Consider the following 12,466-nt stretch of genomic DNA (forward strand, 5'->3'; position numbering starts at 1 on the left):
ACAGGACCCACAGCGCGCTGAGTACCGCCCCGGCGGCCGGATTCAACCGAGATTGCTACACCACCAGCGCCTACCGCGCCCCCACCACCCCCACCGAACAAATCCTGGCCGCCATCTACGCCCACACACTCGGACACGACCACGTCAGCATCGACGACTCCTTCTTCGACCTCGGCGGAGACAGCATTTCGTCGATGCAGGTGGTGGCGCAGGCCCGTGCCGCCGGCCTGATGTGCAGGCCGCGCGATATTTTCGTCGAGCAGACGGTGGCCCGGCTGGCCCGGGTGGTTGGAATTGCCGACGGTGCGGCCGGCCCGATCGACGAGGGTGTCGGGCCGGTGTTGGCTACCCCGATCATGCGTTGGCTGCAAAGTGTTCACGGCCCGGTTGAGCAGTTCAATCTGATGGCGTTGTTGCAGGCCCCCTCGGGGGTCAGCGAGGCCGACGTGGTGGTCATGCTGCAGGCCTTGCTGGATCGGCATGCCATGCTGCGGCTCCGGGTCGACGACGACGTCGCTGGCGGCTGGTCTCTGGAGGTGCCCGGCGCGGGCTCGGTGGATGCGAGCGATTGCCTGCACTCGGTGGACGTGTGGTCCGACGAGGCGCTGGCGGAGGCGCAATCTCGGTTGAATCCGGCCGCCGGGGCGGTACTCAGCGCGCTGTGGGTCGCTTCCACCCGCCAATTGGCGCTGATCGTGAATCATCTGGCCGTCGACGTGGTGTCGTGGCGGATATTGCTGGATGACCTCAACACCGCCTGGAGTCAACACCGGGTGGGCCGGCAAGTGGTATTGCCCGCGGCGGGGACATCGTTTGCCCGCTGGGCGTCGCTGCTGGCCGAGTACGCGCGCTGCCCGGAAGTCGTGGGCCAAGCGGACGCCTGGAGGGAGGTCGTGGCGATCCCTCCCGCGCTGCCCGCGGTTCACCCCGACGTCGATACGTTTGTCACGGCTGAGCACATGGAGGCGTCGCTGGATGTCGAGACCACCCGCACGCTGCTCGGCGAGGTGCCCGTCGGGTGTGATGCCGGGGTGCACGAGATCCTGCTGATCGCGTTCGCCTTGGCGTGGGCGGAGTTTTTGGGCACCGGCGACACCCCGATCGGCATCGACGTCGAGGGCCACGGACGCGACGAGGAGCTGGCCCCCGATGTTGACCTGTCGCGCACCGTGGGGTGGTTCACCACCAAATCCCCGGTGTCGTTGACGGTCGGCGGGCTGCCTTGGACACACGTGACGGCCGGCGAATCAGCACTGGGCCTGGTGATCAAGGACGCTACAGCGCAACTTCGTGCGCTACCCCAGCCCCTGACCTATGGGCTGCTGCGCTATCTGAACACCGATGTTGATCTGGCCGGGCCCGACCCGCCGATCGGGTTCAACTACCTGGGACGCCTGGGTGTACCGGTGCTCGATGCTTCGGCCGATGGTGAAGTCTGGCGGATCGGCTATTGGGGATCGTCGTTCACCGACAGCGGCGCCGCCGGCCGCGCCATGCCGCTGGCGCACACCGCGGCCGTCAACGCCATCACCGTCGACACCGACGCCGGCCCGCAACTGCACGTCCAGTGGACGTGGGCGCCATCGGCCCTGGATCGCGAGCAGGTCACCCAGCTCAGCCGGTTGTGGTTTGACGCCCTCGGCGGCATCTGCGCGCATGTGCGAAGCGGTGGGGGAGGCTTGGCTCCTGCCGACATCGCGGCCGAACCGAAGCCGGGAGATACGAGCAGGCTGCGCTACGACGATTACCTGCACCTCGACCAACTGCTCGACGCCGTGCGGCCCTTGTTCGCAGACGGCGACCGTTGCGCTTGGGGCGACGAAAGATACTTCCTGATCATCCACCAAACCTCCGAACTGTGGGTTTCGCAGATCCTCGCCGATCTCGAGGTCGCGCTGGAGGCCGCCCGCCTGGCGGACTTCGACAGGGCGATCGAACGCTTGAAGCGTGCCAACGCCGTGCTCGAACTGGTGTTGACGACACAGGGTGCCCTACAACATCTTGCGGTGGATGACTTCCATCGGTTCCGGCCTCGATTACAGGGTGTGAGCGCGGCACAGTCGGCGCAATTCGAAATCTTGCTGCGGGGCGTTCGACACGCTCCGGTGAAGGGCCTCCTCGAGATTGCCGCCGATCGGCGCGACGACGACGGCGGCGACCGCCGAAAGAAACTGCAACTGGGCGCGCAGCTCGATGTGTTCATCGCCGGCCTGACGCGGTGGCGGCTGGCTCACGTGGACGCAGTCCGCCGCTTCATTGGCGGAAACCGAGGCACCGGCGGCAGCGCCGGCGTCGACTACCTGATCGATCAATTGATCGAGGCAAGCCGCCCATCATAAGGAGGCACCCACCATGGCGAACATCGACGAGCCGGCTCGCGACATCGCGACCATGCCCCGGGGCGGGCCTGACGCCTCCTGGCTGGACCGGCGGTTGCAGACCAACCGGCTGGAATACCTGGATCGCGACGATGTCGACAAACTTAAGCGCAGGGTGATTCGCTCGCTTGACAGGGTCGAACGGTTGTTTGCCCTGCACACGACGGGCGCCCGTATGGCGCTTGATGAGGTGGCCGATATCTCCTCTCCCAAGGTCTTAGAACTCGGGTCCGGTCACGGCGGGCTGTCCCGCAAGCTGCTGGAGATTCATCCCACCGCTCAGGTCACAGTGACCGACATCGATCCCACGTTTGTGGCGGCCATCGCCGCCAGTGACGTCGGCAGTCACCCCCGCGCCACGGTGCGCGAAATGGATGCCACGGCAATCGACGCGCAAGACGGGGAGTACGACCTCGCAGTGTTTGCGTTGTCGTTGCATCACTTGCCGCCTGCACTGGCCTCCCGGGTGTTCGCCGAAGGGACCCGCGCTGCAGACAAGTTGTTGATCATTGACGCCCACAGGCCGTCAGCACCGGTCCACTTGATGATGCTGGCACTGACGCTGCCGTTTGCTGCGCTATTGCCGCTAATACACGACGAGGTAATCAGCGCACTACGCGCCTATAGCCTGTCGGCGCTACGTGCGCTCGCCCACGATGCGGACCCGGCGATTAACGTCGAATTCCGCCGCGCGCGGGGCGCGATGGTGGTGGTTGCGAGTCGCGCACGGCAACCCGGCAATCGTCACCGGGATCACGAACCGCGGTCCCGGTGAACTCGAACAGTTCGAGCACAGCCAACCCCCACCCTGGTGCGCACGGCGCTCACCGACGAATAACCCAGCTACGCAAGGAATCACGGGCTGCGACGGAAGTTGGAGCCGACTCGGGGTCTACTGCGCGCCGCCTTCGTGTGATCCGCCACCGGTGAGGGCGGCCACAAGGTCGCCGGCGCGATTGACGATCAGGGAGATGTGTCCCTCGTCGGGGTAGTAGGTGGCCGTGCAGTGCGGTAGCTCGGCAGCGACCGCGCGGGCCACGCCGATCGGCACCGAGCGGTCGAGCTCGCCGTGCCAGAGGTAGACCTCGGACATTTCGATGTCGCGCCACGAGAAACCCCACGGGTGCCCGAATATCGCGCCCTCGCGGGCGGGGCCGCGCGGGCCTTGCCGGAACGCGTCGGCCAGCACGGCGGCCATGAGCTCGGCGACCCCGGGTTGGTCGAGGACCAGCCGGTCCGGTTCGACCCAGCCGCGCGCCAGGCGCCGCAGCCGTCGCTGACCACGCTCGGCGTCGGCGAACAAGCGAGACGTCAGCGGGGTGACGACCCACGGTATCGACCTGGACAACAGGGCCCTGGCCGGACCGAAGGGGCCGAGGGGGGAGACCAGGCCGCAGGCGTTGAGCCGGCCCGGAATCCGGTAGGCGCACGCCGCCGCGTGGGGTCCACCGCTGGCGACCCCGACGACCGAGAACCGCTCGATACTCAGCCGGTCGGCAAGCTCGGCCACATCGTCGGGCCAGTCGAGCAGCCGGCGCCGGGGTTGATAGGTCGAGAGCCCCATGCCCGGGCGATCCACGCCGAGCAGCCGAACGCCGGCGTCCTCGGCGGCCCGCGCCAAAAACCTTGCCTCGAGCCGAGAACCGGGATCGCCGTGAAAGTAGAACAGCGCCTGCCCGTCTCGGTTGCCGTACTCGGCGTATCCGATCGTGCGCCCGTCCGTCAGCCGAATTGCCTCGCCCATTGTTCTACTTCTATGCCATACAGAGGCCATACAGAAGCCATACTTGCGTGGAAGGAGGGGAGCGGCGATGAGCAAGCTCGGACAGCGAGCCGTTGTCTGCGGCGCGAGTATGGCCGGGCTGCTGGCCGCTCGAGTGCTATCGGACTTTTACGAAACGGTGACGCTTGTCGAGCGCGACCGGCTGCCCGACGGCGCCGAGCAGCGCCGAGGCGTGCCCCAGGGACGGCACTTTCATGCGCTACTGAGCACCGGGTCGAGAGCCCTGAGCGAGCTGTTCCCCGGCCTGCTCGACGAACTTGTCGCCGATGGCGCCATCGTCCTCGACAACGACCAATCGCGTGCCTATGTTCAGTTGGGCCGGCACGAGCTCGACTTCTCCGGCGAATTTGCCGACCCGGCAGCGCTTTTCATCTATCAACCGAGCCGGCCCTTTTTGGAGGCCCACGTCAGGCGACGTGTCCGCGCCCTCGCGAACCTGACGTTTTTGGAGGCCCATGACGTCGTCGAGCCGATCGCGGGCCAGGCCCATCGGGTGACCGGCGTTCGCGTGGTCAACCGTGACACCGGTGCGGAAACCGTGCTGGATGCCGACATGGTGGTCGATGCGACGGGCCGGGCCGCGCGCATGCCGGCGTTCCTCGACAACCTGGGCTACGAGCGACCCGTCGAGCAGCGCTACCCGGTGCAGCTGAGCTACGCCAGCCAATTTCTGCGCATTCCCCCGGGCATGCTCGACGAGAACGCCATCTCGGTGGGCCTCACGCCCGACCGACCGGTCGGCGTGGTGGTGGTGGCCTACGAGCATGGCACCTGGATTTTGACCCTGTTCGGCATCGACGGCTACGAACTGCCCGACGACCTGCCCGGCATCATCGACTGCGCCGCGGAATTCGCGCCGCCCTTTCTGATCGACGCGCTGCGGGCCGCCGAGCCGCTCGGTGCGGTGTCCGCGCAGCGATACCCGGCCAGCACCTGGCGGCGCTATGACAAACTGCGCCAATTCCCGGCGGGGCTGCTGGTGATCGGCGACGCGATCTGCAGCTTCAACCCGGTGTACATGCAGGGCATGACCATGGCTGCGCTGCAGGCCGTCGCGCTTCGAGACTGCCTGGCCGATCGCGACGGCGACCTCAGTCGGCGATTCTTCAAGGCGGCTGCCAAGCAGATCGCCCCCGTTTGGCGGGGGAACCGTCTCAACGATTTCGCCGTGTCACACGCAGATGGTTGGCGTCGGGCGCTACGGCGCTTGATGAACTGGCACTCGGAGAAGGTGCAGGCAGCCGCAGCCAACGATCCGGCGGTCACCGAAGCGCTCCTGCGGGTGCAGCACTTTGTCGACCCACCGGGCCGGCTAATGCAGCCCTCGTTCCTGATGCGGCTCGTCGCAGCAAACCGGCGCCCCAAAATGGCCCGAGCCACGGGGGTTGAGGGTCTGCGCGCAGGGGGCCCCTGAGCGCTTTCGCTCTGGGTCGAGCCAGACAACGACATCGCGGAATACGGCCCCGGCGGGCAAATGCTCGGGTACGGTGCCAGACATGGGGAGTAACGGGTGGGCTACGCATGCCGGTTCGGTGAACGTAATTCCCGCGGTATGCCCGGCCAGTGGTCTTTCGGACCATGACGGCGGCGAGGCCGAGCGAACTGCCGGGGGCAAGAGGCTCACCTACGCTGATTACCTGCACCTCGACGGCCTGCTCGACGCCGTCCGGCCTTTGTTCGCCGACGGCGACCCCGCCGCCTGGGGCGACGAGAGATTCTTCCTGATCATCCACCAAGTCTCTGAGCTGTGGGTTTCGCAGATCCTCGCGGACCTCGAGGTCGCGCTCGAGGCCGCTCGCCGGGGGGACTTCGACAAGGCGATCGATCGCTTGAAGCGTGCCAACGCCGTGCTGGAGCTGACGCTCACGACGCAGGGCGCCCTGGAACATCTCGCGGTGGACGACTTCCACCGGTTCCGGCCGCACTTACAGGGCGTGAGCGCGGCACAGTCCCCTCAGCTCGCGACCTTGCTGACGGGCGCGGACCACGCTCCCGTGGCGGGGCTGCTGGAGATCACCGCCGATCGGCGCGCCGGCGACAGCGCTAGCCGCCGGCAGAAACTGCACTTGAACGCGCAGCTCGACGTGTTCATCGCCGGCCTCACCCGCTGGCGGCTCGGCCACGTGGACGCGGTCCGCCGTTTCATCGGGGACGGCCCGGGCACCGGGGGCTCGGCCGGGGTCAGCTACCTGATCGATTGCCTGGACGGGACTCCCCGCCCGTCGTAGGACACGTTTGCGCGTGACGCTCGTGCGCTATGGCACCCATCCGAGCCAGTACGGCGTGCTCAGCCTTCCCGACGGCCCGGGTCCCTGGCCGGTTGCCGTCGTCGTCCACGGCGGGTTCTGGCGGACGGCCTACGGCGCCGACCTGGCCTCCGAGCTGGCCGAGGATCTCGCGCGGCACGGCTTCGCCGCCTGGAACATCGAATACCGCAGGGTGGGCGAGGACCCGGATCGCGGGGGCGGTGGCTGGCCGGCCACCTGCCTCGACGTCGCCGCCGCAGTCGACCTGCTGGCCGCGACCGGCCAGAACCTGGCGGCGGGCCGCCTCGACCTGTCGCGGGTGGTCGCGATCGGGCACTCCGCGGGCGGTCAGCTTGCCGGCTGGCTGGCCGGCCGGGGGTCGCTGCCCGCCGGCGCGCCCGGGGCCTCGCCCCTCGTGCCGCTGACCGGTTTCGTCAGCCAGGCGGGGGTCCTGGACCTGGCGCTGGCGCTGGAGGAGGACCTGGGCGCCGGAGCGGTTCGCGACTTCCTCGGTCCCGGGAGCGACGCTGACCGCTCGCTGGCCAGCCCCAGCGCACTGCTTCCGATGGGCGTTCCTTCGGTTTGCGTGCACGGCACCGACGACGGCGACGTGCCACTGGGGCAGTCGCAACGCTTCGTCGCGGCGGCTCGGCACGCCGGCGACGACTCCCGGCTGCTGACGCTCCCCGGCACCGATCACTACGCGCTGATCGATGTGGCCTCGCCCGCGTGGGCGGCGTGCCGTGCGGCGGTCATCGATCTCGCGTAGCTGGCCGTCGGGCTCCGGTGTTGAATCAAGGCATGTTGAGCCTGGCCGAAATTTCCGACCGCCTCGAGATCCAGCAGCTGCTGGTGGACTATTCCACCGCCATCGACAACCGCCGCTTCGACGATTTGGACAAGGTCTTCACCCCCGACGCGTACATCGACTACCGCGAGCTCGGCGGCATCGATGGCCGCTACCCCGAGGTGAAGAAGTGGCTGTCCGAAGTGTTGCCGACCTTCCCGGTGTATGCGCACATGCTCGGCAACTTCTCGGTGCGCATCGACGGGGACACCGCGTCGTCTCGGGTGATCTGCTTCAACCCGATGGTGCTGCCCGGCGACCCCCAAACAAAACAAGAGCAGGTGCTGTTTTGCGGCCTGTGGTACGACGACGAGTTTGTGCGCACCCCCGAGGGCTGGCGGATGACGCGCCGGGTGGAGACCAAGACCTTCCAGAAGGTGATGTAGGCGAATTTCCGCCGGGGGACCGCGTTCTGGCACAATGGGCGGCTGTCCGCCCCGCGACTACGGCCGTTGGGCGGTCACACACGCGAGGCAAAACCGGATCCGGGCAGTCCGCCCGGCTCGCTGAATTGCAGCGTGACACACACAGGAGAACTCGCTTAACCATGGCTGTGAAGATCAAGCTCACTCGGCTTGGCAAAATCCGCAATCCCCAGTACCGAATCGCCGTCGCCGACGCACGCACGCGGCGCGACGGCCGCTCGATCGAGGTAATCGGCCGCTACCACCCGAAGGAAGACCCGAGCCTCATCGAGATCAACTCCGAGCGTGCCCAGTACTGGCTTTCCGTGGGCGCCCAGCCCACCGAGCCCGTGCTCAAACTCCTGAAGATCACCGGCGACTGGCAGAAGTTCAAGGGGCTGCCCGGCGCGGAGGGTCGCCTGAAGGTCAAGCCGGCCAAGCCCAGCAAGCTCGAGCTGTTCAACGCCGCGTTGGCCGCCGCCGAGGGCGAACCCACCACCGAGGCCGCGAAGCCGAAGAAGAAGGCCCCGGCCAAGAAGGCCGCCAAGGCCGCCGAGCCCGCGCCCGAGACGAGCGCTGAGCCCGCCGCCGAGGCCGCTCCCGAGACGAGCGCTGAGCCCAGCGCCGAAGCCAGCCCCGAAGCCGAGAAGGCTCAGGCGCCGGCCGAGGGCGGCGGCGAGCAGTCCGAACCGACCACCGAAAGCTGACTGACGTGAGCACCGTCGTCGTGGATGCCGTCGAGCATCTGGTCCGCGGGATCGTCGACAACCCCGACGATGTTCGGGTGGACATGGTGACCAGTCGGCGCGGCCGAACCGTCGAAGTACACGTTCATCCCGACGACCTGGGCAAGGTGATCGGTCGGGGGGGACGGACCGCGACCGCATTGCGCACGCTGGTCGCCGGCATCGGTGGCCGCGGTATCCGCGTCGACGTGGTGGACACCGACCAGTAGGGCAGCGCTGCTCATGGAGCTGCTCGTCGGGCGCGTCGTCAAAGCGCACGGCATCGGCGGTGAGGTGGTGGTGGAGGTCCACACCGACGATCCCGCCGCCCGGTTTGCGCCCGGTGTTACGTTGCGCGCCAGGCAATCTCGAGGCGACGGCCCCGAGCGCAGCTATGTCGTCGCCGACGTCCGAGAGCACGGCGGACGGCTGCTCGTGCGGTTGACCGGCGTGGACGACCGTGACGCCGCCGAGGCGTTGCGCGGCAACCTGTTCGTGGTGGATTCCGACGACCTGCCGCCGATCGACGAGCCGGACACCTACTACGACCATCAGCTCGAGGGCCTGCGCGTCCGGACGACGACGGGGCACGACGTCGGCGTCGTTACCGAGGTGCTGCACACGGCGGCGGGCGAGTTGTTGGCGGTACGACGGGATGACGACGGGGAAGTGTTGGTGCCGTTCGTCGGCGCGATCGTCACGTCGGTGTCGGTGAACGACGGCCCGGGCACAGGTGTCGTCGAGATCGACCCGCCCGAGGGCCTGCTGGAGCTGGGGTAGTCATGCGCATCGATGTGGTGACGATCTTCCCGGCGTATCTCGACCCGCTGCGACAGTCGTTGCCGGGCAAGGCGATCGAGTCGGGTCTGGTCGACCTGCGGGTGCACGATCTGCGGCGGTGGACCCACGATGTGCATCGTTCGGTCGACGACGCGCCCTACGGCGGCGGTCCGGGCATGGTGATGAAGGCGCCCGTGTGGGGCGAAGCGCTCGACGAAATCTGTTCTGACGACACACTATTGGTCGTCCCCACCCCCGCGGGCACATTGTTCAAGCAGGCCACCGCGCAACGCTGGAGCGGCGAGGCGCACCTGGTGTTCGCCTGCGGCCGCTACGAAGGCATCGACCAGCGGGTCGTCGAGGATGCCGGCCGCCGGATGCGGGTCGAAGAAGTCTCGATCGGCGACTATGTGCTGCCGGGCGGCGAGTCGGCGGCCGTCGTGATGATCGAAGCGGCGTTGCGGCTGCTGACCGGCGTCCTGGGCAATCCCGCGTCACACCGCGAGGATTCGCATTCGCCGCAACTCGAGGGGCTCTTGGAGGGGCCGAGCTATACCCGGCCACCGAGCTGGCGTGGCCTCGACGTTCCCGACGTCCTGCTGTCCGGCGATCATGCGCGCGTCGCCGCCTGGCGTCGCGAGGTTTCGCAGCAGTGGACCCGGGAGCGCCGGCCCGACCTGTCCGGCGACTAATCGGTGCGGGTGGATCCGATTCGCCCGTTGGGAAATATCGTCTTGACCGCACGGGTGATCGTGTCGCGCGCGGTGGTGTCATCGGATGTCTGCAGCGACTGAACCACCATGACGTAGCGGTGGTCCGCGCCGATCACTCCGGTCGACAGATGCACCCATGCGCTGCCGATACAGCACATCCAGCCCTGCTTGACCGCCACCGATTCGGCGTACAGACCCTCGGGAATACCGAATCGCTGTGGGTAGCCGTCGATTCCGTTCGGGGTGGACTGCGCCAGATCGTTGACGATGATCTTGGCGCGCTCGGCCGGTAACCCGCCCGAGCCGTCGAGCAGGACGTCGTAGTAGTGGACCAGGTCCGTCAGCGAGCTCATCGTGTTCCACCAGCGCCCGTCGCTGGGCGGGGTGGTCGACGAAAGTCCGTAGCGGCCCGCGACCTGGGTGATGATGGCGTCCCCGCCGCCCTGGCCCCAGAATTTCTCGGCGGCGCCGTCGTCGGAGGACTGCAACATCACGTCCAGCGCCTGGCGGTCGTCCGGGGACAGGACGGTCTTGCCCTCGGATTCGGCCAGTAGCAGATCGTCGGCGATGAACAGCTTGGCCACCGATGCGGTGCCGACGATCTGAGTGTTGCCGCTGGAGACCAGTTGATGGGTCTTGCGGTCGAGGATGGCCACCGACAGGGCGGCGCCGGCGGCGGCGGCTTCGTCGTTCGCCTGCTGGATCCGCGCCTGCAGTCCGTCGAACCCGGAGCCGGGCAGCGCCCGCGGTGGCGCCGGCATCGAGCCGACGTCCCGCATGAGTTCGGCTTGCTGCGGGGGCTGCGCCGGGCGATCGGGTGTGCTGTATGCCGGCCGGCTGGCCGCCTTCGTGGAGACCTTCGCCGCGACGATTGCCTCGTCGCACCCGGCGATCACCAGTGTCACCGCCGCCAGGGCGGTGAGCACAGTGAGCGGCCGTGCGCGCATCGGTCTCCTCCGGACGTCTGGGAAAACGTTCGTGTGGGCGGGCCGCATCGCCGTCTGCCCGGGCATCACGCTGAGGTTGCGGTTCGACTAGCGCGTTTTGACCCGAGTCATGTGTACCATTCACCAGCGATTTCGGCGCGTTGTGAACCGCGGGTTTACCTGTGATTTTCAATGCACGCGAACCGTCTGGCACAATTGACCAGTTGTCTCGCAGCCATCAGCGGCCCGGACCTTTCCCGCCCGCTGCGAGATACGCCCGGAAGCCCGAACACCCATCGGCTTGGCGGCCGGCTCACACGTGTGGGCAGCTGCCCCAGGCCGCGACCCCGAGGAAGTGTCTTCTCACCATGAACAGGCTGGACTTCGTCGACCAGGCGTCGCTGCGCGACGACCTCCCGGTCTTCGGCCCGGGCGACACCATCAACGTGCACGTCAAGGTGATCGAGGGCGCCAAGGAGCGCATCCAGGTATTCAAGGGCGTGGTCATCCGCCGGCAGGGCGGCGGCATCCGCGAGACGTTCACCGTGCGCAAGGAGAGCTATGGCGTCGGCGTCGAGCGGACTTTCCCGGTGCATTCGCCGAACATCGACCACATCGAGGTGGTGACCCGTGGCGACGTCCGCCGCGCCAAGCTGTACTACCTGCGTGAACTCCGCGGCAAGAAGGCCAAGATCAAAGAGAAGCGCTGACCCGGTGCGCCCAGGTCTGCCAAAGCCGCAATCCGCGCTGGCTACGCTGATCTCGTGACCGATACCCCGGACGCACCCGAGCCCCAGTCCGACCCTGGTCAGTCAGAGCCGAAGGTCTCCACCCGCGACCCGGAGGCGCCCGCCGACGGGCTCGAGCCCCCGGCGGCACCAAAGCCCCCCTTGCCGCCCGAGGCGGTCGAGCCGGAGCCGAAGAAGAAGTCGGCGTTGCGCGAACTCGCGATCCTGGCGGTGATCGCGATCGTCCTCTACTACGTGATGTTGACGTTCGTGGCGCGCCCCTACCTGATCCCGTCGGAATCCATGGAACCGACGCTGCACGGCTGCACGGGCTGCGTCGGTGACCGCATCATGGTGGACAAGCTCAGCTACCGCTTCGGCGCGCCGCACCCCGGCGACGTCATCGTCTTCAAGGGACCGCCGTCGTGGAACGTCGGCTACAAGTCGATCCGTTCTCCCAACGCCGCGCTGCGCATGGTCCAGAACGCGTTGTCGTTCATCGGTTTCGTGCCGCCCGACGAGAACGACCTGGTCAAGCGCGTCATCGCGGTCGGGGGGCAAACGGTGCAGTGCCGGGCCGACACCGGGTTGACGGTTAACGGCAAACCGCTCAAGGAGCCATACCTGGATCCGTCCACGATGATGGCCGACCCGTCGGTGTACCCATGCCTGGGCAGCGAGTTCGGGCCGGTCACCGTCCCGCAGGGCCGGCTGTGGGTGATGGGGGACAACCGCACGCACTCGGCGGACTCGCGCGCCCACTGCACCAGCGTTCCGGCCGACGCGCTTCGGGGGGTGCTGTGCACCGGTGACCCGATGTCGGGGACGGTGCCGGTACCCAATGTCATCGGCAAGGCCAGGTTCATCGTCTGGCCGCCGTCACGATGGGGCGGTGTGGGTTCGGTGAACCCCCAACAGAGTCAGTAGCCATGGCTC

14 protein-coding genes are annotated in these 12,466 nt (G+C 67.7%); 12 read left to right on the forward strand and 2 right to left on the reverse strand.

The window, feature by feature from the left end; translation table 11 throughout:
* Both A5744_RS18445 and A5744_RS18450 read left to right on the forward strand, forming a co-directional pair.
* Nucleotides 1–2,339, forward strand: a 2,339-nt coding sequence (locus A5744_RS18445) for a tryptophan 2,3-dioxygenase family protein (protein WP_240563104.1), incomplete at its 5' end; no start/stop codon positions are given.
* A 13-nt stretch (nucleotides 2,340–2,352) separates the two neighbouring features.
* Entirely contained in the window at nucleotides 2,353–3,153 is an 801-nt protein-coding gene (locus tag A5744_RS18450) for a class I SAM-dependent methyltransferase (RefSeq protein WP_076063474.1), read from the forward strand.
* Between the two features lie 117 nt (nucleotides 3,154–3,270).
* Here the strand turns inward: A5744_RS18450 and A5744_RS18455 are convergent, their stop codons facing one another.
* Entirely contained in the window at nucleotides 3,271–4,122 is an 852-nt protein-coding gene (locus tag A5744_RS18455) for an alpha/beta hydrolase (RefSeq protein WP_170874531.1), read from the reverse strand.
* 67 nt (nucleotides 4,123–4,189) lie between these two features.
* Between A5744_RS18455 and A5744_RS18460 the strand changes: the two genes are divergently transcribed.
* The 8 genes from A5744_RS18460 (at nucleotide 4,190) to trmD (ending at nucleotide 9,855) form a co-directional block, all read left to right on the forward strand.
* Complete coding sequence (locus A5744_RS18460) at nucleotides 4,190–5,575, forward strand: hypothetical protein (RefSeq protein ID WP_076063478.1); 1,386 nt, start codon at nucleotides 4,190–4,192, stop codon at nucleotides 5,573–5,575.
* An 82-nt stretch (nucleotides 5,576–5,657) separates the two neighbouring features.
* Nucleotides 5,658–6,389: a tryptophan 2,3-dioxygenase family protein gene (locus A5744_RS18465; protein WP_083662669.1), complete on the forward strand. Its 732-nt coding sequence runs from the start codon at nucleotides 5,658–5,660 to the stop codon at nucleotides 6,387–6,389.
* A gap of 13 nt (nucleotides 6,390–6,402) precedes the next feature.
* Nucleotides 6,403–7,176 carry a prolyl oligopeptidase family serine peptidase gene (locus A5744_RS18470; RefSeq protein WP_240563105.1) on the forward strand — a complete coding sequence of 258 codons (774 nt, stop codon included), beginning with the start codon at nucleotides 6,403–6,405 and terminating at the stop codon, nucleotides 7,174–7,176.
* A 32-nt stretch (nucleotides 7,177–7,208) separates the two neighbouring features.
* Nucleotides 7,209–7,640, forward strand: coding sequence for a nuclear transport factor 2 family protein (locus A5744_RS18475; RefSeq protein ID WP_076063908.1), 432 nt, complete (start codon nucleotides 7,209–7,211; stop codon nucleotides 7,638–7,640).
* A gap of 161 nt (nucleotides 7,641–7,801) precedes the next feature.
* Complete coding sequence (gene rpsP / locus A5744_RS18480) at nucleotides 7,802–8,365, forward strand: 30S ribosomal protein S16 (RefSeq protein ID WP_076063483.1); 564 nt, start codon at nucleotides 7,802–7,804, stop codon at nucleotides 8,363–8,365.
* Nucleotides 8,366–8,370: 5 nt separating this feature from the next.
* Nucleotides 8,371–8,613, forward strand: a complete 243-nt coding sequence (locus A5744_RS18485; RefSeq protein WP_003878715.1) for an RNA-binding protein — start codon at nucleotides 8,371–8,373, stop codon at nucleotides 8,611–8,613.
* 13 nt (nucleotides 8,614–8,626) lie between these two features.
* The gene (rimM, locus tag A5744_RS18490; RefSeq protein ID WP_076063484.1) at nucleotides 8,627–9,163 is read left to right on the forward strand and encodes a ribosome maturation factor RimM; all 537 of its coding nucleotides are present in this window, start codon (nucleotides 8,627–8,629) and stop codon (nucleotides 9,161–9,163) included.
* Between the two features lie 2 nt (nucleotides 9,164–9,165).
* Complete coding sequence (gene trmD / locus A5744_RS18495) at nucleotides 9,166–9,855, forward strand: tRNA (guanosine(37)-N1)-methyltransferase TrmD (RefSeq protein WP_076063486.1); 690 nt, start codon at nucleotides 9,166–9,168, stop codon at nucleotides 9,853–9,855.
* On the opposite strand, the gene A5744_RS18500 is transcribed toward trmD, so the two are convergent.
* Nucleotides 9,852–10,823, reverse strand: a complete 972-nt coding sequence (locus tag A5744_RS18500; RefSeq protein WP_076063488.1) for a hypothetical protein — start codon at nucleotides 10,821–10,823, stop codon at nucleotides 9,852–9,854. The genes trmD and A5744_RS18500 overlap by 4 nt on opposite strands.
* A 347-nt stretch (nucleotides 10,824–11,170) precedes the next feature.
* Between A5744_RS18500 and rplS the strand changes: the two genes are divergently transcribed.
* Both rplS and lepB read left to right on the forward strand, forming a co-directional pair.
* Entirely contained in the window at nucleotides 11,171–11,512 is a 342-nt protein-coding gene (gene rplS / locus A5744_RS18505; RefSeq protein ID WP_076063490.1) for a 50S ribosomal protein L19, read from the forward strand.
* A 54-nt stretch (nucleotides 11,513–11,566) separates the two neighbouring features.
* Nucleotides 11,567–12,457: a signal peptidase I gene (gene lepB, locus A5744_RS18510; RefSeq protein ID WP_076063491.1), complete on the forward strand. Its 891-nt coding sequence runs from the start codon at nucleotides 11,567–11,569 to the stop codon at nucleotides 12,455–12,457.
* Nucleotides 12,458–12,466: the final 9 nt, after the last annotated feature.

Origin of the sequence: Mycobacterium sp. IS-1264, assembly GCF_001954195.1 — a bacterium.
Classification (GTDB): Bacteria; Actinomycetota; Actinomycetes; order Mycobacteriales; family Mycobacteriaceae; genus Mycobacterium.